The organism is Streptomyces sp. NBC_00310 (assembly GCF_036208085.1).
Lineage (GTDB): Bacteria > Actinomycetota > Actinomycetes > Streptomycetales > Streptomycetaceae > Streptomyces.
Genome location: NZ_CP130714.1, coordinates 2,491,578 through 2,518,095 on the forward strand (window position 1 = coordinate 2,491,578; position 26,518 = coordinate 2,518,095).

Here is a 26,518-nt window from a genome sequence, read left to right on the forward strand (position 1 = left end):
GGCGACGCCTCGGGGTCACTTCTTCGCGCCCACCATGCGCAGCACGAGGTCCGCGTAGAGGGAGCCGACCTCGTCGGGGGTGCGCGGGCCGTTGACGTTGAACCAGCGGGCCACGTCGATGCAGAGGGAGAGGACGGCGATGGTGGTGCCACGGACGTCGGGCACGTCGAAGTCGCCGGCGGCGACGCCGTCCTCGATGATGCCGCGCACGGCCGCGTCGTTCTCCCGGCGGAGGGTGACGATCTCGGCGCGGGCGTCGGGACCGAGGGCGTCGAGCTCGTACTGGACGACCCGGGCGACGGTGTGCTGACCGGCGTGCCAGCGGACGAAGGAGCGTACGGCCTCGGCGAGGCGGTCGGCGGGACTGCCCTCGGTCTCGGCCGCCCTGCGCAGCACGTCGAGCGCCTTCTCGTGCCCGATGCGGCTGATCCGGTGGAGCAGCTCTTCCTTGGTCTTGTAGTGGATGTACAGCGCGGCCGGGCTCATCCCCGCGCGGCCCGCGATGTCACGGGTCGTCGTCGCGTGGTAGCCACGCTCGGCGAAGGCCTCCACGGCGGCCACCAGCAGCCGCCGGGCCGCGTCCGGGTTGACCTCGCCCCACGGCTGCGGCTCGTCGCCCGCCGTCTCCTCCGCCGCACTCATCGCTCGTTCGCCCCTTCCGATGACTGGGCACCACCATACCGCCGAAAGGTGAGCGAGCGCTTAGAAGGCCCGCTCAGGGCTGTGCCGTACGGGACCGTGCCGTAGGAGACCATGCCGTGCGAGCCGGGGCTTGTCAGAGCTTCTCGAAGGGGTCGTGCTCCGCGAGGAGCTTCTCCAGTCTGGCCTGGTCGACCCGGCTGACGATCCGGCCGGCCTCCTGCCGGTCGCGGATCACCTTGGCCAGGGTGAAGGACGAGGTCACGAGGTAGAGGACCGCGATGGCCAGGAAGGCGCGGACCCAGGTGTCGGCGTCGAGGTTGTAGATGCCGACGGTGGTGGCCGCCATGGCGACGCCGAAGGACGCGACGGCCTGGCCGTAGAAGGCCGCCGTACTCTGCTGCTTGACCGATGTCTCACTCATGGGGACATGGTCCGGCAGGCGTGGCCGGGACCACATCCGTCGGGATACTCAGCCGGCGGCCTCACGTACTCAGGCGCGGACTCGGACTCAGAACGCCGAAACGCCCGTCAGCGCCCGCCCGATGAGCAGTTTCTGTATCTGGCTGGTGCCCTCGTAGAGGGTCATCACACGGGCGTCGCGCAGGAGCTTTCCGGCCGGGTACTCGTCGATGTAGCCGTAACCGCCGAAGACCTGCAGGGCGTTGTTCGCGGCGCGGACGGCGGCCTCGGAGGCGAAGAGCTTGGCCTTGCTCGCCTCGGTGGCGAACGGCAGGCCCCGGTCGACGAGGTCGGCGACGCGCCAGGTCAGCAGCCTGGCCGCGTCGACGTCGACCGCGATGTCGCTGATGAGTTCCTGGACGAGCTGGTGGTGGGCGATGGTCCTGCCGAACTGCTCGCGCTCGGTGGCGTGGCGCACCGCCACGTCGAGTGCGGCCTGGGCGATGCCGACGCAGCCCGCCGCGACCGACATCCGGCCCTTGGCGAGCGCGGACATGGCGACGGTGAAGCCCTTGCCCTCCGGACCGAGCAGGGCGGAGGCGGGGACGCGGACGTCCTCAAGGACCAGTTCGGCGGTGGCCTGGCCGCGCAGGCCGAGCTTGCCGTGGATGGCGCGGCGGGTCAGGCCGGAGGTGTCGGTGGGGACGAGGAAGGCGGAGACGCCCTTGTGGCCGGGGGCGTCGGTGGAGCGGGCGAAGAGGAGGACGACATCGGCCCAGGTGCCGTTCGTGATGAACATCTTGGTGCCGCTGATGACGTAGTCGTCGCCGTCGCGGACCGCGCGGGTGGCGAGGTTGCCCGCGTCGGAGCCGGTGCCGGGTTCGGTGAGGCCGAAGCAGCCGACGTACTCCCCCGCAGTGAGCCCCGGCAGCCAGCGGCGCTTCTGCTCCTCGTCGCCCCAGGCGGCGATCGTCTTCGCGACCAGGCCGAGGGAGACGGAGACGATGCCGCGCACGGAGGAGTCACCACGGCCGAGTTCCTCGGTGACCAGGCAGTACGCGAGGTGGTCGCCGCCGGAACCGCCGTACTCCTCGTCGACGGTGAGCCCCAGGAAGCCGACCTCGCCGAGCTTCTTCACGATGGCCCGGTCGACGTTCTCGGCGCGGTCCCAGGCGATGACGTGCGGGGCGATCTCGCGCTCCACGAAGTCCCTCGCGAGTCGGCGTACGGCGGTCTGCTCCTCGCTGAGCTCCAGGTTCATGCCACGCCGCCCTTCGACCCGTTCCGCTTTAAATTACCACTGCTAGTTTTATGTCGCAGCCCTACTATGTGCGCCATGGCCCGACCGCGCAAGCCCCTGTTGAGCACCGACCGCATCGTGGCGACGGCGCGGGCGCTGGTGGACGCGGAGGGGCTGGCGGCGGTCTCCACGCGCCGGCTCGCCGCCGAGCTGGGGGTGAGCGGGCCCTCCCTCTACAACCACTTCCGCACCATGGACCAGATCCTGGAGGCCGTCGCCGACTCGGTGAGCGCACAGGTGGACCTGTCGATGTTCGAGGACGGGCGGGACTGGCGGACCGCGCTGCACGACTGGGCGGTCTCCTACCGGGCCGCCCTGCGCGACCATCCGAACATCGTGCCCGTCCTCGCCAGGGGACCCGGGCGACGGCCGGCGGGGCTGCGGGTCGCCGACGTGGTCTTCGGGGCCATGGTCGAGGCCGGGTGGCCGGCGGCGCAGGCCACGTCCATCGGGGCGTTGATGCGGTACTTCATCATGGGGTCCGCGATCGGGTCGTTCGCCGGGGGGTTCGTGGACGACGAGAGCGCGTACGACCCGGCCGACTATCCGCACCTCGGGCAGGCCCACCTGCTGGCCGAGCAGCAGGAGAAGGTGGACGAGCGGGCGTTCGAGGTGGGGCTGACGGCGTTGCTGGACGGGTTGGAGCAGCAGTACGGGCGGGTCGCGCCCCACAGCCCCGAGCTGGGCGTCTGAAAACCGCGAGCTTTCGTGGCACTCCCCCACCTAGCCTCGGCTCCATGACGAACGGCTCCCGGTCCACGCCCACCCGCAAGGTCGAGCTGCTCGCGGCGGGGGCGGCCGCCGTCACCGTCGTGCTGTGGGCGTCGGCGTTCGTGTCGATCCGCAGTGCCGGGGAGGCGTACTCGCCGGGGGCGTTGGCGCTCGGGCGGTTGCTGGCGGGCGTGCTCGTACTGGGCGCGATCTGGCTGGTGCGCCGGGAGGGGTGGCCGCCGCGGGCCGCGTGGCGGGGGATCGCGGTGTCCGGGGTGCTGTGGTTCGGGTTCTACATGGTCGCCCTGAACTGGGGCGAGCAGCAGGTCGACGCGGGGACGGCGGCACTCGTCGTCAACATCGGGCCGATCCTCATCGCCCTGCTCGGTGCCCGGCTGCTGGGCGACCCGATGCCGCCAAGGCTGCTCGCCGGCATGGCGGTGTCGTTCGCGGGCGCGGTCGCCGTGGGTCTGTCGATGTCCGGCGAGGGCGGGGCCTCGGTGCTGGGCGTCGTCCTCTGTGTGCTCGCGGCCGTCGGGTACGCGGCCGGGGTCGTCGCGCAGAAGCCCGCGCTGGGCTCGGCGAGCCCGCTCCAGGTGACCACGTTCGGCTGTCTCGTGGGGGCGGTGGCGTGCCTGCCGTTCGCCGGGCAGCTGGTGCGGGAGGCGGCGGACGCGCCGGCCTCGGCGACCCTCAACATGGTGTACCTGGGCGTGTTCCCGACCGCCCTCGCCTTCACGACCTGGGCGTACGCCCTCGCCCGTACGACCGCGAGCCGGATGGGCGCGACCACGTACGCCGTGCCCGCGCTGGTCGTCCTGATGTCCTGGCTGGCGCTGGGCGAGGTACCGGGGCCGCTCACGCTGGCCGGTGGCGCGCTGTGCCTGGCGGGTGTGGCGGTGTCGCGGTCCCGCACCCGGCCGCGTACGCCCGGGGCGGTGCCCGGCGCCGAGGTCGCGGCCCCGGATGTCGTTCCGGAACCGCGACCCGGGCCGCCCGCGCGGGGCTAACCGTCCGTTCGTGAACCCGCCCTCCCCGCGAGGATCTTGATCGACACGAGGGCGATCACCGAGAGCCCGATGATGTACGCGGACACCGCCATGGACGTGTCGGTGGCCTCCAGCAGGAGGACCATCAGGAACGGGGCGAGGCCGCCGCCGAACACCGCCGCGATCTGGTAGCCGAGGGAGGCGCCCGTGTACCGCATCTCGGGGGTGAACAGCTCGGCGAACAGGGCGGCTTGGGGCCCGTACATGATGCTGAGGAAACAGCTGGCGACGAACGTGCCGACGGCGAGCCACAGCAGGGAGCCGGTGTCGATGAGCAGGAACAGCGGGACGGCCCACAGGGCGATGCCGACCGCGCCGAACGCGTAGATCCGGATACGGCCGACGCGGTCGGAGAGAGCCGCGGCGGCGGGGATCAGGATCAGCTGGGTGAGGCTGACGCAGAGGGAGACGGCGAGGACCGCACTGCGTTTCATGCCGAGTTCGCGGGTCGTGTAGTCGAGGACGCCGGTGATGAGGATGTAGAACGTCGCGGTGTTCACGGCGAAGGAGCCGCCGGCCAGGAAGACCGTGCCGAGGTGACCGCGGATGATCGTCCTGAGCGGGGAGCCCTTCTCACTCCTCTCCTTCTCCGTCAACTCCCGTTCCGCCGCTCTGAATTCGGGGGTCTCCTCGACGTGGCGGTGGATGTACCAGGCGAGGCCCAGGACGAACAGGCCGACCAGGAAGGGCACACGCCAGCCCCAGGCGGCGAACGCGGAGTCGCTGGTGGCGGCGCCCACGACGAGGAACATCGTGTTGGCGCTCACCACCCCGATGGGGACGCCGAGCTGGACGAAGCTGCCGTACACCCCGCGCTTGCCCTCGGGGGCGTACTCGGTGGCCAGCAGCATCGCGCCGCCCCACTGGGCGCCGACGGCGACGCCCTGCGCGACGCGGAGGAGGACGAGCAGGATCGGAGCGGCGATCCCGATCGTCTCGTAGGTGGGGAGGAGGCCGATCGCGGTGGTGGCCACGCCCATCAGGGTGAGGGCCAGGACCAGCATCGGCTTGCGGCCCCGCTTGTCGCCGAGGTGACCGGCGACGACGCCGCCGAGGGGGCGGGCGAGGAAGCCGACGGCGAAGGTGGCGAAGGCCGCGAGGACTCCCGCGGAGGAGCTGCCGGCCGGGAAGTAGAGATCGCCCAGGACCAGGGCCGCGGCTATGCCGAAGACGAAGTAGTCGTACCACTCCACGGCCGAGGCGAGCGCCGCGGCCGTGGCCACCTTGCGGTGACTCTGGGGGCGGGGAGCGGTGGGTGCGGGCGGTTGGGGGACGGAGGGGGAGGAAGGAGCGGTGTCCATGCGAGCACACTCCGATGGGTGCGGGGACGTTCCGGGGAACGTACTGACCGGACGGTATGGAGGTCAACGGTCGTGCACGGGTGAGTTCGCTCGAGGGATGGGTTGCCGCTGTGGGTGCGTGAGGGCTGGTCGCGCAAGTTCCCCGCGCCCCCGAGAAGCCCGGGGGCGCGCCCGGCGCCCTTTCAGGGGCGCGGGGAACCGCGCGAGCGACCACGCATCACCCGCGGCCGTTCTGATTCGGCTGCGGGCGACCACGAGTCACCCGCGGCAGAATCAGAACGTCACCAGAGCCCGGCCGCCCTTGCCCGCCCGCATGTTGTCGAAGGCCCCCGGGATGTCGTCCAGGGAGATGCGGTCGGTCACCAGGGCGCCCAGGTCCAGGCGGCCGGCCCTGATGTGGTCCGCGAGGAGCGGAACGTCGCGGGCGGGGTCGGAGTTGCCGTAGACGCAGCCGGAGAGGGTGCGGCCCCAGTGGAAGAGTTCCAGGGCGTTGAAGGTGACCTGCTGGTCCTTGCCGCCGATGCCGACGACGGTGGTGCGGCCGCCGCGCCGGGTCGACTCCCAGGCCGCCCGGATGGTGACCGCGCGGCCGACGCACTCCACGGCGACGTCCACGCCCTGCTTGCCGGTCAGGGCACGGATCGCGCGGGCGGTGTCCTCGGAGGCGACGACGTATTCCGTGGCCCCCGCCGCACGCGCCAGCTCCTCCTTCGCCGGGGAGACGTCCACGGCGACGATCCGGGACGCGCCGGCGATCCGCGCCGCCTGCAGCGCGGCCAGTCCGACCCCGCCCACCCCGAACACGGCGACGGTCTCGCCCTCGCGGACCCGCGCCGAGTGGTGGACGGCGCCGTAGCCGGTGAGGACCGCGCAGCCGAGCAGGGCCGCGTCGGTGAGCGGGACGCCGTCGGGGGCGGGGAGCACGCACCCGGCGGCCACGACCGTCTCCTCCGCGAAGGCGGCCACGTTCAGCCCGGGGTGGAGGTCGGCACCGTCGGAGGCGCGGCGGGCGTACACGTTCCCGGCGCCGAGCAGCGCGTTCGCGCACAGCCACACCTCGCCGAGCGAGCAGGCGTGGCAGCTCCCGCAGGAGGGAGCCCAGTTGAGGACGACGCCGTCGCCGGGCGCGACATGGGTGACCCCGTCGCCGACCGCGAGGACGGTGCCCGCCCCCTCATGGCCGAGCACGGCGGGCACCGGCACCCGCATGGTTCCGTCGGACAGCGACAGGTCGGAGTGGCAGACCCCGGCGGCGGCCAGCCGCACCCGGACCTGGCCGGGCCCGGGGTCCGGCAGCTCGATCCCGGTGATCTCCAACGGGGCACCGACGGCGGGCAGTACGGCGGCTCGAACGGCCATGGGGGACGACTCTCCTACGCTCGCTGGGAAACGACTCGCTCGGCCCGGCAGGCGGGAACGGTACGGACGGCGACGCGACCCTCGACCGGCGTCCGTCCGCAACCGCCCCCGCCGTCGGTCCGAACCCGCTCAGAACTGAAGGGACTTGGTCTGCAGGTACTCGGTCAGACCGTGGGCGCCGAGTTCGCGGCCCACTCCCGACTGCTTGTAACCGCCGAAGGGGGCCAGCGGGTTGAAGCGGCCGCCGTTGATGTCGACCTGGCCGGTGTCCATGCGGCGGGCGAAGGCCACGGCCTCGGTGTCGTCGCCGGCCCAGACGGCGCCGGCCAGCCCGTAGACCGTGCCGTTGGCGATCCGCAGGGCGTCGTCCTCGTCCTCGTAGCGGAGGATCGACAGGACCGGGCCGAAGATCTCCTCCTGCGCGACGGTCATCTCGGGGGTCACGTCGGCGAAGACGGTGGGACTGACGAAGTAGCCCTGTTCGCGCGGGGGTTCGGCGCCGCCGACGATCAGGCGGGCGCCCTCGGCGACGCCCTTCTCGATATAACCCCGCACCCGTTCCTGCTGCTTGGCGTTGACCAGCGGGCCGATGCGGTCGCCGTACTTCGCGGCGGCCGCGGCGGCCAGCTCGACGGCCTCGTCGTACTGGGAGGTGTGGACGAGCATGCGGGTCCAGGCGCTGCACGTCTGGCCGGAGTTGGACATGACGTTGGCGACGCCGACGCCGACCGCCTTGGTCAGGTCGGCGCTCGGGAGGATCACGTTGGCGGACTTGCCGCCGAGTTCCAGGGCCACCTTCTTGATGGCGGCCCCGGCGGTCGCGGCGATGCGCCGGCCCACCGCCGTGGAGCCGGTGAAGGAGACCAGGTCGACGCCGTCGTGCTCGGCGAGGGCCTGCCCGGCGACCGGGCCCAGCCCGGTGACCAGGTTGAACACCCCGGCGGGCACGCCCGCCTCGTGCACGGCCTCGGCGAAGAGCTGGGCGGTCAGCGGGGTGTCCTCGGCGGGCTTCAGGACGACCGTGCAGCCCGCGGCGAGGGCCGGGGCGACCTTGGCGACGATCTGGTGCAGCGGGTAGTTCCAGGGGGTGATCGCGCCGACCACGCCGATGGGCTCGTGGTGGACGGTCGAGTTGCCGACCTTCTCCTCGAAGGCGTGCTTCGCGGCCAGCTCGGCGTACGAGCCGGCGACCGCGACCGGCAGGTCCGCGTGCACCCGCTGGGAGAACGGCAGCGGCGAGCCGAGCTCCGCCGTCACCGTCTCGGCGATCTCCTCCCGGCGCGCGGCGAGCGCGTCGCGCAGCGCGCCGATGAGCGCGCCCCGCTCGGCGGGCGGGGTCGCGGCCCAGCCGGGGAGGGCGGCGCGGGCGGCCCGCACGGCGGCGTCGACGTCCTCGGCGGTGCCTGCCGGGACCCGGTCGATCACCTGCTCGTCGGCCGGGTTCACGACCTCGATCGTGTCGGTCCCGGCGGCGGGCCGCCAGGTACCGCCGATGTACATACCGTCGTGTGCCTTCATCGTGCTGCCTCCCGGGCGGGCTGTGTCGTCCGCCCCAAAAACTAGCTCTGATAGTTTTCCGGCACCAGAGCCCCGGACAGTGAGGCAGGACTCGTCACGACGGAACCGGCTGACGCGTCCTCGGCGAGGGTGGCGTACGCCGTCTGTCTGTCGGCCGACAGACAGACGGCGGCCACGACGGCGACCCGGGCCCGGGTGAAGGGGCGGGTGCGGGCTCCCGCCCGGCTCCGCGTGTCGTGCGGGTGCCGGTACTCGTGGGGATGGCAACTGTTCGCCGAAGGGCGCACATGGGGCCGCATTGACTCGATCGTGTGATGGTCGGCTTCCTGGCTTGTGGCGCCCTGGACCGTCCGGGTCAACGTGATCACGCGCTCTGGGACGCCGGATACGGCGCCGGCGTGCGGGGCCCCCGCTCCACCAGAGAGGTGGTCCGGGGCCTCCCCGTCGCCACTGGCCGTACCCAATTGCCCAGGTCGCGCAGGGCTGTGTTCATCAGCGGCCTCCGGCCGCGGGGGCCTCCCGGGATCGGACCACGCACAGGATGCGTGTCGCTGCCCCGGGGTCGAGTACGCCGGGGACCTGGGGGTACCTCCCACGCCCTTAAGGCAGTGGGGGAGCGCCCAAGACCGTTCGGGGCGTGCGACTGATCAGGCTCATTCTTGCTCAGTCTTCAGGAACGGTGGAGTGCAAGGTCATGCGTCCACCTCTAGTGGGGCCGTCGCCTCCGGATCAGTCGGCCGCGCCGGGGGCGGGCCGCGTGTGCGCCCGTACGCCCCCGGGGCTCGCCAAGGCGCACGTCATGCGCTCTGCGCGCCGGTTCACGGCTTGCGCGCGGGTTCCCGGGTCGCGGTGAGGTGGGCGAAGACGACGACGTTGCTCGCGTAGCCCTTCCACCGGTCGTACGTCCCGCCGCAGGTGATCAGGCGCAGCTCGGGGCGGCCTCGGTGGCCGTACACCTCCTTGTTGGGGAATCGGGCCTTCTCGTACGTCCTCACGGCGTCCACGGTGTAGACGGCGGTGCGGCCGTCGGCCCGCAGGACCTCCACGATGCGGCCGGGCTTGATCACATCCAGCGCGGCGAAGACGGCGGGGCCCGTCCGGGTGTCCCGGTGACCGACGACGACCGCGGTGCCGGGCCCGCCGGGCGCGGGCCCCTCCGTGTACCAGCCGACCACCTTGGGTCTGTCGTCCGGCGGCGCGGGAAGCCGCCGCCGGCCGTCGAGGCGGAGCCCGATCACGGGCGCCTCGATGCCGAGGTACCGGATGGTGACGGTCTTCGCCGGGGAGGGCGGCAACGTACGGGGCCGGGCGGGCCTCCTCGGCTCGGCCGGCGCGGTGGGGGGAGGCTGTGGGGGCTCGGCGGGCATCGGCCCGGCGGGTACGGCGGGAGTGGGCCGTGTCTGCTCGGCGGGCCTCTGGTCCACCCGCCCGGCCGGATCGGCGAGCCCCGGACTCACGCGCCCGACCGGCTCGGTGTACTCGGTCCGTCCGGCCGCTTCGGTCCGTCCGGCCGGTTCGGTCCGTCCGGCCGCTTCGGTCCGTCCGGCCGGTTCGGTCTGCGCGGTCCGTTTCCCGGCTGTCGCCCTCGGGGACGCGGCGTGCGCGGATTCGTCGGGTGGTGGGGGCGTGAGGTACAGGGACGCCTGGGCGCCCGGGGCCCCCGCGCCACGCGCCCCGGTGTCGGCCCAGGCGGAGGGCGCCTCGGCGGTCTCGCTCCGCTCCCTGCCCTCCGCCAGATGGACGCCGCCCACCACCAGCGCGACGGTCATCACGACCGTGCGCGTCAGGCGGTAGGCGCGCGTCCGGTACCAGGGCCTCGGCCGGCGTCTACGCGGCGCCATCGGCGCGGCGACGGCGCAGCCGCAGATAGGCCACCCCGCCGACCGCGGCGAGGCCCACGCCGGCCGCGCCGGCGACCGGCGCGAAGTCCTGGGTCATGGCGAGACCGCCGCCGCCGGCCGGGACGGCGCCTTCCGGGACGGCGCCTTCCCGGACGACGCCTTCCGGGACGACGCCTTCCGAGACGACGCGGTCGGGCCCCGCACCTCCGGGCCTGCCGGCTCCGGGCCTGCCGGCTCCGGGCCCGGTGAGCGGACAGTCGACGTCGATCTCCCTGCGCCCTTCCTCCAGCGTCCCGCCGATGGTCCGCCAGGTGAGCACGTAGTTCCCGTTGGGAAGCCGCGCCGCGTTCTCGGGCGCCACGGGCGTACTGTGCCCGGCGCCGTCGGGCCCGAGGGGGATCTCGCCCGTGGCGACGGGATCGGTGCGCGGCGCCGGGGGCTGCCGGTCGATCGTCCAGTTGATGCGCTGGGTCGGTGTGGGGTCCCTGGGGAAGTTGAAGGCAGCGAGGTAGAAGTCGCAGACCAGCTGCTGGTTGCGCTGATTGTCGAACGGGAAGCCCACCTTGTGGATCACGACCTCGGGGTCGCCGGGGGCGGCGACGGCGGCCGGTGCCGTGATGAGGCTGGCTCCCGTGACGGTGAGTGCCGCGAGGACGGCGGCGGCACTCACGCGCACTCCGGCGGGGCGCGGGCGGGACGAGGTGGACATGCAGAACCTCCGAGTCAGACGATTTTCACACAAATCGCTCTTTCGCCTGACTCTCTGTCACACCACACCGGGTACGGGGCGAGCCGCGCCCGACGACCCGTCAGATATCCCTCTTCCGGCCCAGGCACGCACGGGGCCGCGAGCCCTTCCTCTTCCTCTTCCCCTCCCCCGTCTCCTCCCCCGCCTTCGTCTCCGTCTCCTTCTCCTTCTCCGTCTCCTTCTCCTTCTCCTTCTCCTTCTCCTTCTCCTTCTCCTTCTCCTTCTCCGACGTGCCGCTCCCCCGCCCCGGCTGCGTCGGCGAGCGCAGGGCGATGCCCGACGACACCAGCAGCAGGGCGCCGAGCATCACGAACGGCGCGGCCACACCCGCGACGCCGGCGATCAGACCCGCGGCGGCGGGCGCCCCGGCCTGTCCCAGCCGGTTACCCGTGAGCCGCAGCGCGAGGGCGGTGGACCGGGCGTCGTCCGGCGCGGCCTGCACCACCGTCGTCATGGAGAGCGGCTGTCCGACCCCGAGGCAGAACCCGAGGGCGGCGAGTATCAGGGCCAGCGCCCACACCGGAACCGGCAGCGCGATCCCGGCGCACAGCACGGCCCCGAGCACACAGGTGACGGTGAGCAGCGCGGTCCGGCCGAGCAGCCGCAGCATCGGCGTCATCACCAGACGGCACGCGATGGTCGCCGCCGCGCGCAGACTCAGCAGGAGACCGATCACCGAGGGGGCGATGCCCCGGTGCTCGCCGACCACCGGCAGATACGCGGTGAGGATGTCCGTCGCCGACAGCACGGCGAGGCTGATGAAGATGCCGCCCGGCACCCCCCGGGTGCGCAGGATGCGGTGGACGGGTATCCGATCGCCCTGCGCCGTACGGGACTTGGGCTCGACCGGACGCTCTATCCGCCACAGCGAGGTGAACGAGACCGCCGCCCCCGCGCCGGCCACCACCAGCGCCAGGGCGCTCGTACGGACCATGTCCGCTCCGCCGATCAGGGCACCGGCGGCGACCGGGCCGACGAGTTGGCCGAGGGAGGCGCCGATGGTGAAGTGGCCGAAGTTGCGGTCGTGTTCGTGCGGCGCGGACTGGCGGGCCACCAGGGACTGGGCGCCGATCACGAACGAGAGATGGCCGAGGCCCATCACGCCGCTCCACACGGCCATCGCCACCAGCGAGTTCGCCAGTCCGCTCATGACACAGCCGCCGGATATGAGGACGACACCCACGGGCAGCAGGGGCGCGCAGCGGCCCTGGTCGGTCCTGCGGCCGAGCGGGACGGCGGCGAACAGCGGGAGCAGGGCGTAGACCCCCGCGATCACGCCGACCGCGCGCTCGTCGGCGCCCAAAGCGAGGGCCCGGTAGGACACGGCGGGCCGGGCCATCGACACCGCCCCCTGCGCGAAGCTGAAGGCGATGACGAGGCGGAGCAGCCAGCCGCGGTTCCTACCGGGCCTCACGATGCGGTTCCTCCTTGAGGAAGTTCACGCCGGTGCGAGGGAACTTCGCTCCGGAGCGGGGGAGTCGGGCGCCCCCGTTCAGACGATGCCGGACAGGGTTCAGATGATGCCGAACAGTACGCCCGCCCCGAGGATGATCAGCGAGGTCGCGGCCGCCCACTTCACCACGAACTTCGTGTGGTCGCCGAACTCGACCTTCGCCATACCCACGAGGACGTACACGGCCGGCACCAGCGGGCTGGACATGTGCAGCGGCTGGCCGACGAGGGAGGCGCGGGCGATCTCCAGCGGCGAGACCCCGTGGGCGGCGCCGGCCTCGGCGAGCACCGGCAGGACACCGAAGTAGAAGCCGTCGTTGGACATGAAGTAGGTGAGCGGCAGGCTCAGGAAGCCGGTGACGAGGGCCATGTGCGGGCCCATGCCGCCCGGGATGGCGTCGACGATCCACTTGGCCATCGAGTCGACCATGCCGGTGCCCTGGAGGACGCCGGTGAAGACGGCGGCGGCGAAGACCATGCCGGAGACGTTGAGGACGTTGTCGGCGTGGGCGGCGAGCCGCGCCTTCTGGTCGGGAATGTGGGGGAAGTTGACGGTCAGCGCGAGTGCGGCACCGATGATGAACAGCACCGGGATCGGCAGCCACTCCATGATCATGGCGGTGAGCAGCGCGACCGTGAGCAGCGCGTTGAACCAGTACAGCTTGGGGCGCAGGGTCGGGCGGTTGGGGTCCAGGCCCTGGAGGCGGACGTCGTCCTCGTCGTCGTCCTCGGAGTCGGTGCCGGAGCCCGCTCCGCCGGTGGTCTTGGCCGTACGGCCCTGGTCGTCACCGGATCCGGCGGCGGCGGACGAGGCGCCCGCGCCGACGAGCACGGTCTCCTCGGACTCGGACTTCTCCTCGTCCTTGACGATCTTCTCCTGCTCCAGCACCTCGTCGAGGCTCAGCACACCGAGGCGCTTGCGCTCCCGCAGGCCGAGGCCGTAGGAGAGGATGAAGACGAAGAGCAGGCCGACGAGGAGCGCGGGGATCATCGGGACGAAGATGTCGGCGGCGTCGAGCTTGAGCGCGGTGGCGGCGCGGGCGGTCGGGCCGCCCCAGGGCAGCGTGTTCATCACGCCGTTGGCGGTGGCGGCGACACCGGTCATCACGACCAGGCTCATCTTCAGGCGCTTGTACAGCGGGTACATCGCCGAGACGGTGATCATGAAGGTGGTCGAACCGTCGCCGTCCAGGGAGACGATCGCGGCGAGCAGGGCCGTGCCGACGACGATGCGCAGGGGGTCGGCCTTGCAGAACTTCAGGATGCCTCGGACGATCGGGTCGAAGAGACCGACGTCGATCATGAGGCCGAAGTAGACGATGGCGAACATCAGCATCGCGGCGGTGGGCGCGAGATTGCCCACCCCCTCGATGACGTAGTCGCCGAGATTGGCTCCCTTTCCGACGAACACGCAGAAGAGCGCGGGGATCAGTACGAGTGCCGCGATCGGCGACATCTTCTTCATCATGATCAGGACCAGGAAGGTCGCGATCATGGCGAAGCCGAGGATGGTCAACATGTGGATACCTAACGTTCGCCCTTGAACTCCCACCAGGGCACCGGCGGTGCGACGACGTTAGGGCGGGCCCGCAAGTCTTAACAAGACGTTGACATGCGAGCAATAAGAGCAGAACTCCAGGTCACAGCGTTGCGCCTGCTCGGGAGAGATCGACGGGGATGCCGTTGAGGACCGCGTTGCCCGACAGCGGGTCGAGCAGGGAGCCGTCGAGGAGTTGGTTGACGTTCACCCCGGGGTCGATCGCGGCGTGGCTCATACGGGTGCCCGGGCGGTCGTGTCCCCAGCCGTGCGGAAGGCTGACGACTCCGCGTCGTACGACGTCGGTGACCTCGACGGGAGCGGTGACCTCTCCCCCGGCGCCCTTGATCCGTACGGCGTCCCCGTCGGCGAGTCCGAGGCGGCTCGCGTCGTCGGGGTGGATGTGCAGGGTGCAGCGGTTGGTGCCGCCGGTGAGGGCGGGGATGTTGTGCAGCCAGCTGTTGTTGGACCGCAGATGGCGGCGGCCGATGAGGACGAGGCCGTCCGGGCGCTCCCGCAGGGCGGTGCGGAGCCTCGGCAGGTCGTCGACGATCGGCTGCGGCAGCAGTTCGATCCTGCCGCTCACCGTCTTCAGCGGCTGCGGCAGACGCGGCTTCAGCGGCCCGAGGTCGATGCCGTGCGGGTGGGCCAGCAGCTTCGCGAGGGTCAGCCCGTCCGGGTCGGCGCCGAAGCCGTCGCCGTACGGGCCGAGGCGCAGCATCATGTCGAGCCGGCGCTCGGGGCCACCCGTGCCGGTGAGCTGGGCGGCGAGTTCCTCGGGGTCGCGGCCGTGCACGGGCGAGTGGGCCTCCTTGACGGCCTTGCCCAGAGTCTGGCCGATGACCAGGTCGTCGACGGCGGAGGGGTCGGCGCCGTGCATGCCGGTGGCGGCGAGGACGAGCCGCGCGAGGATCTCCGTCTCGGACATGCGGCCGTCCTCCAGGGGGACGGCGGCGCGGTTGTAGCGGACCTGGTTGCGTACGGCCAGGGTGTTGAGCGCGAAGTCGTAGTGCGGGGCCTGGGAGGGCGGGGGCGGCGGCAGGACGACGTCGGCGTGGCGGGCGGTCTCGCCCAGGTACGGGTCGACGCTGACCATGAAGTCCAGGGAGTCGAGCGCCTTGTCGAGGCGGTCGCCGTCGGGTGCGGAGAGCACGGGGTTGGCGGCGATCGTGACGAGGGCACGGATCGGGCTGCCCTCGGGGGTGGCGGTGTCGATCTCCTCGGCGAGCGCGGACAGCGGCAGCTCGCCCTTGGCCTCGGGGTGGCCGCTGACCCGGCTGCGCCAGCGGCCGAGCGCGAAGCCGTGGCCGGGTCCGGCGGGCCGGGGCGTCCTGTCGGTCGCGGACTGCGGGAAGAGGGCGCCGCCGGGCCGGTCGAGGTTGCCGGTGAGGATGTTGAGCACGTCGACCAGCCAGCTGGCGAGGGTTCCGTGCGGGACGGTGCAGCTGCCGATGCGGCCGTATACGGCGGCGGTGGGCGCGGCGGCCAGTTCGCGGGCCAGCGCGCGGACGGTCGCGGCGTCGACGTCACAGGCCTCGGCCACGGCCTCGGGCGTGAACTCGCGTACGGCGACGGCCAGTTCCTCGACCCCTTGGACGTGCGGGGCGAGTGCCCCGAGGTCGACGAGGTCCTCCTCGAAGAGGACCTGCGCCATCGCCGCGAGCAGCAGCGCGTCCGCGCCGGGGCGGATCGCCACGTGCCGGTCGGCGAGCTTGGCCGTGCGGGTCAGGCGGGGGTCGACGACCGTGAGGGTGCCGCCGCGGGCCTTGAGGGCCTTGAGCTTGCCGGGGAAGTCGGGGGCGGTGCACAGACTGCCGTTGGACTCCAGGGGGTTGGCGCCGAGGAGCAGCAGGTGGTCGGTGCGGTCGAGGTCGGGTACGGGGATGGCGTTGGCGTCGCCGTAGAGCAGTCCGCTGGAGACGTGCTTGGGCATCTGGTCGACCGTGGAGGCGCTGAACAGGCTGCGGGTGCCGAGGCCGCCGACGAGGACCGGCGGGTAGAGGCCGCCGGCCACGGTGTGCACGTTCGGGTTGCCGAGGACGAGACCGACGGCGTTCGGCCCATGGGCCTCGACGACGGGACGGAGGCCGGCGGCGACGGCGTCGAAGGCCTCCTGCCAGGTCGCCTCCCGCAGTTCGCCGTCCCTGCGGACCAGTGGGGTGCGCAGCCGGTCCGGGTCCCCGTCGGCCGCGCCCAGGGAGGCGCCCTTCGGGCAGATGAAGCCCTTGCTGAACACATCGTCCCGGTCACCGCGCGCCTTGGTCACCCGGGTGCCCTCGATGGTGAGGGTGAGGCCGCAGGTGGCCTCGCAGAGGGGGCAGACGCGCAGGGCGGTGCGGGAGTCGATGGTGGTGGACACGGGTCCTCCCGGAGGGGCGGCGGCGACGGTGACGCTCGGACGGGCGCCGCGCGCAGGGAGGCACGCGGCACCGAGGCCGAGCATACCGACCGGTATGCATCACGGGGAGGGGCTGCCGGGGGTCTTGTCGGGAAATCGCGAGACCCTCACCGGGCCGGGTCCCGGCCGGCCCCGGCCGGGGCGGGGCCGTACAGCCAGCATCCAGGCTCGGGCAGTCCGCATCCCGGCTCGGGCAGTCCGCGCCCGGGGCCGGCCCCCGGTCCGGCCCGGTGTCAGTCCAGCACGCGGGCGAGATAGGCCCGCAGCAGCTCCCGCATCTCCTGGATGATCCGCGCGTCGCCCGCCGGGGAGAGCCGGAAGGCCAGGTGCACGAGGGTGTCGGCGGTCTCGACGGCGATGAGGAAGGTGCGACGGAGATCCTCGTCGGGGGTGCGGTCGATGAACGCGGAGAGCAGTTCGGACAGCCGGTCGGCGACGCGGTGGTTCGGTTCCTGGCGGCTGCCACCGACGGGGATCTGGTTGCCGAAGTCGATGAGGGCGAAGCCGGGGGCGTTGCGCTTCATGTCGAGGTATTCGTCGAGGACGGCGTCCATGGCGGTGCGCCAGTCCCGGCCGCCCGTCGCCTGGAGACGGCGGGTGACCCGGTCGGTGAAACGGTCCAGGTTGCGTTCGGCGAGGGCGTCGGCCATCGCGCGCTTGTTGCCGAAGAACCGGTACACGGAGCCGATGGGCACGCCCGCGCGCAGCGCCACGGCGCGGGTGCTCAGCGCGTCGTAGCCCACCTCGTCGAGGAGGTCGGCGCAGGCGTCGAGGATCCTGGTCAGTCGTTCGGCACTGCGCCGCTGCACGGGGGCGCGGCGCAGGGAGGTCGCCTGGGACACGGGCTTCATCGGAGTCCTTTCGTGGATCCCCTCGGCTTCAACCGGAGGAGGAAACGAAATCCCTGCGGAGCAGGGCAAGGAGCCGGGATCCGCCAGGGTGGATCCCGGCACTCTGACCTGGAGACCTAGGTTTCACATATAGCCATGCCAGTTTGTGAGGGTGACCACAAGCCATGTGAAGCGGGCATTCAAGTACCGCTTCCACCCGACCGATGCGCAGACGGCGGAACTGTCGCGCACGTTCGGATGCGTGCGGAAGGTCTACAACATGGCGCTCGGCGCCCGTACCGAGGCGTGGGCGCGTCAGGACCGGGTCAACTACAACCAGACCTCGGCCATGCTGACGGCGTGGAAGAAGACCGAGGAGCTGGCGTTCCTCAACGACGTGTCGTCCGTTCCGCTTCAGCAGGCACTGCGGCACCTGCAGACCGCGTTCACCCATTTCTTCGCAAAGCGGGCCAAGTACCCGCGCTTCAAGTCGCGCAAGAGGTCGCGGAAGTCGGCCGAGTACACCGTCTCCGGTTTCCGGTTCCGTGACGGGAAGCTGACCCTGGCCAAGATGAGCGAACCGCTCGACATCGTGTGGTCGCGCCCACTGCCAAACGGGGCGAAGCCGTCCACGGTGACCGTGTCTCAGGACGCGGCCGGACGCTGGTTCGTCTCGATGCTGTGCGACGACCCCACTGTCAGGCCCCTTCCCGCCACTGATGCAGCGGTTGGGATCGATGTCGGGCTGGACCACCTCCTGACCCTCTCCACGGGGGAGAAGGTCGCCAACGCGAGGCATGAGCGCCGTGACCGCGCCCGTCTGGCCATGGCACAGCGGGAGTTGTCCCGCAAGGCCAAGGGTGACGGGACCAACCGGGCCAAGGCGCGGCGCAAGGTCGCCAGGGTCCACGCCCGGATCGCCGACCGGCGCCGGGACATGCTCCACAAGCTGACCACTCGGCTCGTGCGTGAGAACCAAACGCTCGTGATCGAGGACCTGGCCGTGCGCAACACGGTCAAGAACCACACACTCGCCCGAGCCATCTCGGACGCAAGCTGGAGCGAGTTCCGCTCCATGCTGGAGTACAAGGCCGCCTGGTACGGGCGGGAAGTGATCGCGGTGGACCGCTTCTTCCCGTCCTCCAAGCTGTGCTCCAGCTGCGGCACCTTGCAGAAAAAGATGCCGCTCGGCGTCCGTATGTGGACGTGCGACAGCTGTGGCACGACCCATGACCGGGACGTGAACGCGGCGAAGAATCTTCTGGCCGCCGGGCTGGCGGTGACAGTCTGCGGAGCTGGCGTAAGACCTCAACGGAGTTCTCCGGGCGGGCAGTCGGCGACGAAGCAGAAAACCCCACGGCGCGAGCCGTAGGAATCCGCCTCGTTCACGAGGGGGAGGAAGCCAAGATGCCTTTCCGCCGATGGTGATGGTGGTGGTGTGATGGTTGGGGACGGCGGGCCCGCTGAGCCCTTCCGAATCAGTACGGCTGGTACCACCGCTCCCGCTCAGCCGTGGAGTACGACGGACAGCGAACATCCGCACGCCCACAGCCTGCCGGGAGACTAAGGCACCGCACTGACAGGACGGGTCTCCTCCCGATCCGGTTCTCCCTCTCCGCCCGATGCACCCGATCTGTCGACGTCCCGCCGGCGTCCGGTTGTCGCCCTGTCCTCTCGCCGCCCCCTGGCCGCCCACTTGCGCCCGCCCCGGCCGAATCCTACGGTGAAGCACAGGAATCAGGAGTGCGAGGGAGCAGGCATGAGCGGGGACGCGAGGAAGACGGCCGAGGGGCTGGAATACCTCTCCGGTTTCGGCAACGAGCACGCCTCGGAGGCGGTCCCGGGCGCGCTGCCGCACGGCCGCAACTCCCCGCAGCGCGCCCCGCTCGGCCTGTACGCGGAGCAGCTCAGCGGCACCGCGTTCACCGAACCGAGGGCCCACAACCGCCGCTCCTGGCTGTACCGGATCCGCCCGTCCGCCGCCCACCCCGCCTTCACGCGCACGGACCACGGTGCCCTCCGCACGGCGCCCTTCACCGAGACGGTCCCCGACCCCAACCGCCTCCGCTGGAACCCCCTCCCGGAGCCCCCCGCGGGCACCGACTTCCTCGGCGGCCTGTGGACCCTCGGCGGCAACGGCGACGCGGCGCAGCGCACGGGCGTGGCCGTGCACCTGTATCACGCCAATTCCGCCATGGAGCGGGTCTTCAGCGACGCGGACGGCGAGCTTCTGATCGTCCCGGAGCGCGGCGGCCTGCTCCTGCGCACGGAGTTCGGCCTGCTGCACGTCGAGCCCGGCGAGGTCGCCCTGATCCCCCGGGGCGTGCGCTTCCGCGTCGAGCTCCTGGACGCCTCGGCCCGCGGCTATGTCTGCGAGAACTACGGCGCCCCCTTCCGCCTCCCCGACCTGGGCCCGATCGGCGCCAACGGCCTCGCGAACCCGCGGGACTTCCGGGCGCCGGTGGCCGCGTACGAGGACGTCGAGGGCCCGGTGGAGGTGGTGAACAAGTTCTGCGGCAACCTCTGGACGGCCACGTACGACCACTCACCGCTCGACGTGGTGGCCTGGCACGGCAACTCCACGCCGTACGTCTACGACCTGCGCCGCTTCAACGTCATCGGGACGATCTCGTACGACCACCCGGACCCGTCGATCTTCACGGTGCTGACCTCGCCGAGCGACACCCCCGGCCTGGCGGGGGTGGACTTCGTGGTCTTCGCGCCGCGCTGGCTGGTGGGCGAGGACACGTTCCGGCCGCCGTACTTCCACCGGAACGTGATGAGCGAGTACATGGGCCTGATCGAGGGCGCGTACGACGCGAAGACTGCCGGAAAAGGGGGCTTCGTGCCCGGTGGCGGCTCGCTGCACAACATGATGTCGGCGCACGGACCGGACCGGGAGACCTTCGACCGGGCGAGCGCGGTGGAGCTGGCGCCGCAGCGGGTCGACGACGGGCTCGCCTTCATGTTCGAGACGCGCTGGCCGATCCTCACGACCACGCAGGCGGCCCGGGCGGAGCACCTGCAGCAGGGGTACGACGAGGTGTGGTCCGGGCTCCAGCGCCACTTCGACCCGTTGCGCTGAACGCGCCGCGCCGGGTACGGATACCGTCGTGACCTCATTCGCTCCGGACTCGATCGTCCTGAACCGCAAACTGCCGCTCTGGTACCAGGTGTCGCAGTCGCTGCGCGCCTCGATACTCGGCCGGTCTCCCCGGGATCCCCTGCGGCTGCCCACCGAGGAGCAGCTGGCCGGGCACTACGGGGTGAGCGTGCTGACCATGCGGCAGGCGCTGAAGGAGCTGGAGGACGAGGGCCTGATCACCCGGCACCGCCGGCGCGGCACGTTCATCGAGCCGAGCGCCCAGCGGGGCTCGCCCGTACGCCTGCTCGGCTCGGTGGACGCGATCGTGGCCCAGCAGTCGGGCATGACGACCGAGCTGCTGGACCAGGGCAGCACCCCTGTGTCGGGTGAACTCTCGGAGTACTTCCCCGACTTGACCGAGGTGGCCACGTACCACCGGTTGCGCGGCGACGAGAAGACGGGCGAGCCCACCAACCACGCCCGCAACTACGTCCGCCCCGAGTTGGCCGAACGCATCGACCGCGACGACCTGCTCCGCTGGCCGATGACGAAGGTCCTCCGCGATGTCGTGGGCGTGGCCATCGGCCGGATCACCGACACGGTCGAGGCCCGCATCGCCGACCCGGAGACCGCCCGCCTCCTCCAGGTCCCCCTGCTCAGCCCGATCCTCCACTACACGGGCGTCACCCACGACGAGTCCGGCCGCGTCCTGGACGTGGCGGTCATCCACTACCGGGGCGACCGCTTCTCGTTCACGGTCACCCTCGATGCCCACTGATCCTCACCGTCCCCCTCGACGCCCACGGATCCGTCACCGTCCCCCTCGACGCCCACGGATCCGTCACCGTCCCCCTCGACGCCCACGGACGAGGTCGTACGATGCCCAGCGTGACGCTCGACGACGCTCCGCTGCTCGCGGACCTCATGCCGTGGTCCGTCGCACCGCCACGGCTGGGCCGGGCGTGGCCGACGGCGCCCGACGCGGCCTCCCTGAAGGCCCGCTGGGACACCCTGCTGAAGGCGGAGGGCCCGGACCGCGAGGCCCTGTTCGCCCCCACCCGCTCCCGCACGCTCACCTCGGCGGTGGCCCAGCTGCCGGGCCGGTCCGGCGGTACCGGCCGGCTGGCCCGCGAGACGGGCCCCTGCCCCGAGCCCGTCCGTGTCCTGGCCGCCCCCTTCGACGAGCAGTGGCTCATCCCCGACCACCGCCTGATCGACGCCGCCCGCCCCGAGCTGTGGCGCGTGGCGGACGAGCGGCAGGTCTTCGTGGTCGAGCAGACGGTCGCACCGGAGTCGTCGGGCCCCGCTCTCCTGGCCTCCCCCGTCCTGCCCCTGCCCCCCGCCCACGGCCCACGCATCGGCCGCGTCCGCCCCCTGTACCGACGGCCGGGCGGCGTGGAGCCGAACCTCGCACCCGGCCTGCGGGAGTACGTCGGCGAGCGTCTCGGCACCGGCCCCGTCGATCCCGTCGACGTCCTCGCCTGGATCCTGGTGGCAGCGCGCCCCGGCCCCCACCGCGTCGATGTCCCCCTGCCCACCGACCCCGAAGCCTGGTCCCACGGCGTCGAGCTGGGCCGCCGCACCCTGTGGCTCATGCGCCGCGACGGTGACCGCCCCAAACTCCCCGGTGGCCGCCGCCCCTACGTCCGCGCCCCGCTCCCCTCCCGCCCCGTCGAAGTCGTCTACGACCGCGACGAGGAGACCCTGCTCGTCGACGCGGGCCGTGTCTCCCCCGTACCGGCCGACGCCTGGGACTTCCAGGTGGGGGGCGTCCGCGTCCTGGAGGAATGGTTCGCCCGCAGAACGGAACAGGCGGAGCCGGGCACGCTGGCGGCGATCCGCCCGACGACCTGGCCGCAGACCTGGACGTCGGAGCTGCTGGAACTGATCACCGTGCTCGCGTTGCTGGCGGAACTGCGGCCGCGGCAGGCCGGGCTGACGGTCGACCGGCCGATCACGACGGCGGACCTGCGCGAGGCGGGCGTCCTCCCTGTCCCGGAGTCGACCCGCGGGCCCGCCTCGGTCCTGGACCACCACGAGGAGGGCCCGGAGGGCCAGTTCACCCTGCTGTGAGAGGGGCGGGCACACGGCTTCGCCGTTCTCGGGGTGCGGGGAGCCGCGCGACGAGCCGCGAGGAACCCGTGGCCGCCCACCGCCCGGCCCCTACGGCGCGAACGAATCCAGCACCCTCCCGAGCATCCACTCGAACACCTGCTCAAGATCGATCGGCCCCGAGTCCTCCATGAACGCCGCGGCCAGCCTGGGAAACTCCCCGGACGCGATCTGACTGCCCAGGTAGGCGATCCGCACCGCGTTCTCCTGCTCCTCCGACCACGGCAGTGAGCGCACGCGCTCCGCCGTCGCCAGCTCGTTCGCGACGTACGTCGTCACACACCCGTTCAGCATCCCCAGGAGCTGCATCTTCGTCCCGTACGGCGCGTCGAGCGTATCCATGCAGGCCATGCAGTGCTCCAGGTACCGCATCGCGTTGGGGCTGAACCCGTAGACCGGCGACATCAATCGCGGCATCCAGGGGTGGCGGAGCAGCAGGTCCCGCGTCTGGTGGGCCACCCGCCGCATGTCGGCCCGCCAGTCCCCGCTCGGCTCCCACAGCTCGTGCTCACCGCCGACCGCGTCGACCATCAGCTCGTACAGGTCCTCCTTGCGGGGCACGTAGTTGTACAGCGACATCGTGCCGCAGCCCAGCTCGGCCGCGACGTGCCGCATGGACACGGCGTCGAGACCGTCCGCGTCGGCGAGCCGCACGGCCGCCGCCGCGATGTCCGCGCGACGGAACGCGGGTCTCGGGCCCCGGCCGGTGCGCTCGGCGCGCGCCCAGATCACTTCGGGTTCGGCCGCTCGGCCAGCCATCGGTCATCACCTCGACCACCATCCTAGTTACGTACAGCGTACGTAATGCGCTATGGTCGACCCATGACTACTACGTACGCTGTACTTAGTGAGGGTCTGGAGAAGAGCTTCGGGGACGTCCACGCCCTCCGCGGCCTCGATCTGGCCGTGGCGGAGGGCACGGTGGTCGGGATGCTCGGCCCGAACGGGGCGGGCAAGACGACGGCCGTCCGACTGCTGGCGACACTGCTGCGGCCGGACGCGGGTTCGGCGCGGGTCGCGGGCCACGACCTCGTACGGGAGCCGGACGCGGTCCGGCGGGCGATCGGGGTGACCGGGCAGTACGCGTCGGTGGACGGTGACCTGACCGGGCGGCAGAACCTGCGGCTGTTCGCCCGGCTGCACCGCGTCCGCGACACGGCGGCCCGCGCGGATGAACTCCTCGACCGTTTCGGCCTGACCGAGGCCGCCGACCGGCCGGCCTCCACCTACTCGGGCGGCATGCGCCGCCGGCTCGACCTGGCGGCGAGCCTGATCCGGCACCCGGCGGTGCTCTTCCTCGACGAACCCACCACCGGGTTGGACCCGGTCAGCCGCAACCAGATCTGGGACGCCGTGCGCGCCCTGAAGGCGGAGGGGACGACCGTGCTGCTGACCACGCAGTATCTGGAGGAGGCCGACCAACTCGCCGACCAGGTCGTGCTGATGGACCGGGGCCGGATCGCGCACAGCGGCTCGCCGCCCCAGCTCAAGGCGCTCATCGGCTCGTACGCGGAGGTCGTCGTCGCCCACGCGGACGCGATGACGAAGGCGGCAGGCGTTCTCGACCAACTGACCGGCGCGGAACCCTCGTTCGACCACGACCGGCACGCCGTCGGCGTGGTCACCCTCGACCCGACACTCACGCTCCCCCGGCTCGTCCGTGAACTCGACGCGGCGGGCGTGCCATTGGTCGACGCGAGCCTGCGCCCGCCGACCCTCGACGACGTGTTCCTCCGCCTCACCGAGGGCACCCTCGCCGACCGGACCGACCTCAAGGAGCGTGCGGCATGAGCACGTTGGCGTACGACGGCACGGCGATGCTGGGCCGGCAGCTGCGGCGGGTCCGCAACAACCCGGCGCTGCTGATCCTCACCCAGATCATGAGCATCTCGATGCTGCTGTTCTTCGGATACGTCTTCGGCAGCGCCCTCGCGGTGCCGGGCGAGGAGTACCGGCGGTTCCTGGTGCCCGGTCTGCTGGTGGCGACCGCGGCCGGCGGGATCATGACCGGCATGTTCCAGGCCGCGCAAGACACGCACCGGGGCGTGATGGACCGCTTCCGCACCCTGCCGATGAGCCGGGCCGCCGTGCCGCTGGGCCAGGCGCTGGCGGACGTGCTCGTCACGGCCGCCGGGACGGTGCTGTTCCTGCTGGTCGGGCTCGCGGTGGGCTGGCGGGTCGAGGGGGACGCGCTCGCTGCGGCCGGCGCGTTCGGGCTGCTGCTGCTGTTCCGGTTCGCGGCCGTGTGGATCGGCATCTTCCTGGGCCTCCTCACCCGGAACGAGGAGGCGGCCGGCCAACTGGGCGGCGCGACCTTCCTGCTGCCGCTGCTGTCCAACGCGTACATCCCGACCGAGGGCCTGCCGGGCTGGCTGCGCACGGTCGCCGAGTGGAACCCGATCAGCGCGGTCGCCACGGCCCTGCGCGACCTCTTCGGGAACGCGCCCGTGCCGGAGGGAGCCGCCTGGCCGGTCGCCCATCCCGTCGCCGGGTCGCTGCTCTGGTGCGCCGTCCTGCTCGCGGTGTTCGTGCCGCTCGCGGTCCGCACGTACGCGGCCGGACCCAAGTGACCTCCGGCCCGCCCGGGGGACGGGCCGGACCCCGGTGAGCCGGGGCGGGACGCCGGGGCACGTGACGCTCGGCACGCCCCGGTGACAACGGCGCCCCGGCGGGGACATGATCCACGGCATGCGCCCACTCCCCCGCACCAGCGATCCCCTGCCTCTCGACGGCATCACCGTCGTCGCCGTCGAGCAGGCCGTCGCGGCCCCCTTCGCCACCCGTCAGCTCGCCGACCTGGGGGCCCGGGTGATCAAGGTCGAGCGGGTGGACGGCGGTGACTTCGCCCGCGGCTACGACACGGCCGCCCGGGGCCTGGCCTCGCACTTCGTGTGGTGCAACCGGGGCAAGGAGTCCCTGGCCCTGGATCTGAAGGACCCGCGCGGCCTGGCCGTCGTACGGCGGCTGGTGGCGGACGCGGACGTGTTCGTGCAGAACCTCGCGCACGGCGCGGCGGCCCGGCTCGGGCTGGACGCCGCCACGCTGTGCGCCGCGCACCCCCGGCTGATCGCGGTGGACATCTCGGGCTACGGGGCGTCGGGGCCGTACGCGGACAAGCGGGCCTACGACATGCTCGTGCAGTGCGAGGCCGGGCTGGTGTCGGTGACGGGGACTCCGGAGCAGCCGGTGAAGGCGGGCATCCCGGCGGCGGACATCGCCGCCGGGATGTACGCGTTCTCGGGGGTGCTCGCGGCGCTCGTACGGCGTGGCACGACCGGCCGGGGCGGACCGGTGGAGGTGTCGATGCTGGAGGCGCTGGCCGAGTGGATGGGGCACCCCCTGCACCACGCGATGCACGGCGGGAACGCGCCGGCGCGCACCGGGCTCGGGCACGCCGTGATCGCACCGTACGACGCCTATCCGACGGCGGACGGCGGGCGGGTGCTGCTGTCGGTGCAGAACGACCGGGAGTGGCGGCGGCTCGCCGAACAGGTGCTGGGGCGGCCGGATTTGGCGGACGATCCGGCGTTCGCGACGAACCCGGCGCGGGTCGAGCGCCGAGGGCGTACGGACGAGCTGGTCGCGCAGGCGCTAGGCGTGCTGGACACCGACGAGGCGCTGGCGCGGCTGGAGGCGGCGGGGATCGCCTGTGCGCGACTACGGGACGTGACGGAGGTGGCGGAGCATCCGCAGTTGGCGGCCCGGGACCGGTGGCGGGAAGTGGGTTCACCGGTGGGGCCGCTCAGGGCGCTGCTGCCGCCCATCACGCTGCCGGGCGGGGACGAGGCGCGGATGGGGGCGGTGCCCGCGCTCGGGGAGCACACCGGGTCGCTGCTGCGTGCCGCGGGGATGACGGACGAAGAGATCGCAGCGCTGCGCCGGGACGGCGTGATCGCCTGAGCGCGGGCCTCCGTCGAGGAAACCCTTGGTGCTGTGGTGCTAGCGGCTGCCGAACAACGAACGGCGCAGCCTCTTCAGGGGGGCGAACAGCGAGACCCGGCCGACGCGCGTGTCCTTGCGGCTACTGCGCTCCTGCGGGGTGCGTGCCGTTATCTCCAGCATCAGCGAGGTCGCCTCGTCCGTCTCACGCTGCGGCACGGCGGGGCCGCTCAGCACCGAGAGATGGCGGTCGAGCCGCGAACTGGTCGCGCTGCTCCCGCAGGTGATCGCAGGGACTCGCGCCCTGCGCACTGTTATCTGTTCCATGTCACTCCCCACCCGTACGAGTCCACCCGG

23 protein-coding genes are annotated in these 26,518 nt (G+C 72.1%); 9 read left to right on the top strand and 14 right to left on the bottom strand.

Annotated features, from left to right (window positions below; translation table 11 throughout):
• Positions 1 to 15: 15 nt before the first annotated feature.
• The 3 genes from OG202_RS11005 to OG202_RS11015 form a co-directional block, all read right to left on the bottom strand.
• Positions 16 to 642, bottom strand: coding sequence for a TetR/AcrR family transcriptional regulator (locus OG202_RS11005; RefSeq protein WP_327730446.1), 627 nt, complete (start codon positions 640 to 642; stop codon positions 16 to 18).
• 133 nt (positions 643 to 775) lie between these two features.
• On the bottom strand, positions 776 to 1,063 hold the full coding sequence (locus OG202_RS11010) for a YiaA/YiaB family inner membrane protein (protein WP_326583901.1): 288 nt from the start codon (positions 1,061 to 1,063) through the stop codon (positions 776 to 778).
• Between the two features lie 87 nt (positions 1,064 to 1,150).
• Complete coding sequence (locus tag OG202_RS11015; protein WP_327730445.1) at positions 1,151 to 2,302, bottom strand: acyl-CoA dehydrogenase family protein; 1,152 nt, start codon at positions 2,300 to 2,302, stop codon at positions 1,151 to 1,153.
• 75 nt (positions 2,303 to 2,377) lie between these two features.
• Here OG202_RS11015 and OG202_RS11020 point away from each other — a divergent pair, with 75 nt between their 5' ends.
• On the top strand, positions 2,378 to 3,034 hold the full coding sequence (locus tag OG202_RS11020; protein ID WP_326583899.1) for a TetR/AcrR family transcriptional regulator: 657 nt from the start codon (positions 2,378 to 2,380) through the stop codon (positions 3,032 to 3,034).
• A gap of 44 nt (positions 3,035 to 3,078) precedes the next feature.
• Complete coding sequence (locus OG202_RS11025) at positions 3,079 to 4,062, top strand: DMT family transporter (RefSeq protein ID WP_327730444.1); 984 nt, start codon at positions 3,079 to 3,081, stop codon at positions 4,060 to 4,062.
• On the opposite strand, the gene OG202_RS11030 is transcribed toward OG202_RS11025, so the two are convergent.
• From OG202_RS11030 to OG202_RS11070, 9 genes are all read right to left on the bottom strand, one after another.
• Positions 4,059 to 5,402, bottom strand: coding sequence for an MFS transporter (locus OG202_RS11030; RefSeq protein WP_326583897.1), 1,344 nt, complete (start codon positions 5,400 to 5,402; stop codon positions 4,059 to 4,061). The genes OG202_RS11025 and OG202_RS11030 overlap by 4 nt on opposite strands.
• Positions 5,403 to 5,675: 273 nt before the next feature.
• Entirely contained in the window at positions 5,676 to 6,761 is a 1,086-nt protein-coding gene (locus OG202_RS11035) for a Zn-dependent alcohol dehydrogenase (RefSeq protein ID WP_327730443.1), read from the bottom strand.
• Positions 6,762 to 6,890: 129 nt separating this feature from the next.
• Positions 6,891 to 8,279, bottom strand: coding sequence for an aldehyde dehydrogenase family protein (locus tag OG202_RS11040; RefSeq protein WP_328222643.1), 1,389 nt, complete (start codon positions 8,277 to 8,279; stop codon positions 6,891 to 6,893).
• Positions 8,280 to 9,097: 818 nt separating this feature from the next.
• On the bottom strand, positions 9,098 to 10,048 hold the full coding sequence (locus OG202_RS11045; protein WP_328222644.1) for a class F sortase: 951 nt from the start codon (positions 10,046 to 10,048) through the stop codon (positions 9,098 to 9,100).
• 58 nt (positions 10,049 to 10,106) lie between these two features.
• Positions 10,107 to 10,829 (bottom strand): hypothetical protein, encoded by a 723-nt coding sequence (locus OG202_RS11050; protein ID WP_327730440.1) that lies wholly within the window; start codon positions 10,827 to 10,829, stop codon positions 10,107 to 10,109.
• 100 nt (positions 10,830 to 10,929) lie between these two features.
• A complete protein-coding gene (locus OG202_RS11055; RefSeq protein ID WP_328222645.1) occupies positions 10,930 to 12,282 on the bottom strand; it encodes an MFS transporter in 1,353 nt (450 codons plus the stop codon).
• 99 nt (positions 12,283 to 12,381) lie between these two features.
• On the bottom strand, positions 12,382 to 13,839 hold the full coding sequence (locus OG202_RS11060; RefSeq protein WP_326583891.1) for a CitMHS family transporter: 1,458 nt from the start codon (positions 13,837 to 13,839) through the stop codon (positions 12,382 to 12,384).
• A 121-nt stretch (positions 13,840 to 13,960) separates the two neighbouring features.
• A complete protein-coding gene (locus OG202_RS11065; protein WP_328222646.1) occupies positions 13,961 to 16,216 on the bottom strand; it encodes a molybdopterin oxidoreductase family protein in 2,256 nt (751 codons plus the stop codon).
• A gap of 272 nt (positions 16,217 to 16,488) precedes the next feature.
• Positions 16,489 to 17,106 (bottom strand): TetR/AcrR family transcriptional regulator, encoded by a 618-nt coding sequence (locus OG202_RS11070; protein ID WP_326583889.1) that lies wholly within the window; start codon positions 17,104 to 17,106, stop codon positions 16,489 to 16,491.
• A gap of 151 nt (positions 17,107 to 17,257) precedes the next feature.
• On the opposite strand from OG202_RS11070, the gene OG202_RS11075 reads away from it, so the two are divergent.
• The 4 genes from OG202_RS11075 to OG202_RS11090 all read left to right on the top strand — a co-directional run bounded on the left by OG202_RS11075 (position 17,258) and on the right by OG202_RS11090 (position 22,243).
• Positions 17,258 to 18,457, top strand: a complete 1,200-nt coding sequence (locus OG202_RS11075; RefSeq protein WP_327730437.1) for an RNA-guided endonuclease InsQ/TnpB family protein — start codon at positions 17,258 to 17,260, stop codon at positions 18,455 to 18,457.
• Positions 18,458 to 18,844: 387 nt separating this feature from the next.
• Positions 18,845 to 20,170, top strand: coding sequence for a homogentisate 1,2-dioxygenase (gene hmgA, locus OG202_RS11080; RefSeq protein WP_328222647.1), 1,326 nt, complete (start codon positions 18,845 to 18,847; stop codon positions 20,168 to 20,170).
• Positions 20,171 to 20,198: 28 nt separating this feature from the next.
• Positions 20,199 to 20,948, top strand: a complete 750-nt coding sequence (locus OG202_RS11085; protein ID WP_327730435.1) for a GntR family transcriptional regulator — start codon at positions 20,199 to 20,201, stop codon at positions 20,946 to 20,948.
• 101 nt (positions 20,949 to 21,049) lie between these two features.
• Positions 21,050 to 22,243 carry a type ISP restriction/modification enzyme gene (locus OG202_RS11090; protein WP_328222648.1) on the top strand — a complete coding sequence of 398 codons (1,194 nt, stop codon included), beginning with the start codon at positions 21,050 to 21,052 and terminating at the stop codon, positions 22,241 to 22,243.
• A 90-nt stretch (positions 22,244 to 22,333) separates the two neighbouring features.
• Here OG202_RS11090 and OG202_RS11095 read toward each other — a convergent pair whose 3' ends face one another.
• On the bottom strand, positions 22,334 to 23,041 hold the full coding sequence (locus OG202_RS11095) for a TetR/AcrR family transcriptional regulator (RefSeq protein WP_326583884.1): 708 nt from the start codon (positions 23,039 to 23,041) through the stop codon (positions 22,334 to 22,336).
• A 63-nt stretch (positions 23,042 to 23,104) separates the two neighbouring features.
• Here OG202_RS11095 and OG202_RS11100 point away from each other — a divergent pair, with 63 nt between their 5' ends.
• The 3 genes from OG202_RS11100 to OG202_RS11110 all read left to right on the top strand — a co-directional run bounded on the left by OG202_RS11100 (position 23,105) and on the right by OG202_RS11110 (position 26,182).
• The gene (locus tag OG202_RS11100) at positions 23,105 to 24,073 is read left to right on the top strand and encodes an ATP-binding cassette domain-containing protein (protein WP_328222649.1); all 969 of its coding nucleotides are present in this window, start codon (positions 23,105 to 23,107) and stop codon (positions 24,071 to 24,073) included.
• Positions 24,070 to 24,852 (top strand): ABC transporter permease, encoded by a 783-nt coding sequence (locus tag OG202_RS11105; protein WP_328222650.1) that lies wholly within the window; start codon positions 24,070 to 24,072, stop codon positions 24,850 to 24,852. The genes OG202_RS11100 and OG202_RS11105 overlap by 4 nt, the downstream gene beginning before the upstream one ends.
• Positions 24,853 to 24,958: 106 nt before the next feature.
• Complete coding sequence (locus OG202_RS11110; RefSeq protein WP_328222651.1) at positions 24,959 to 26,182, top strand: CaiB/BaiF CoA transferase family protein; 1,224 nt, start codon at positions 24,959 to 24,961, stop codon at positions 26,180 to 26,182.
• Positions 26,183 to 26,221: 39 nt separating this feature from the next.
• On the opposite strand, the gene OG202_RS11115 is transcribed toward OG202_RS11110, so the two are convergent.
• Positions 26,222 to 26,488 (bottom strand): hypothetical protein, encoded by a 267-nt coding sequence (locus OG202_RS11115; RefSeq protein ID WP_326583880.1) that lies wholly within the window; start codon positions 26,486 to 26,488, stop codon positions 26,222 to 26,224.
• Between the last annotated feature and the right edge of the window lie 30 nt (positions 26,489 to 26,518).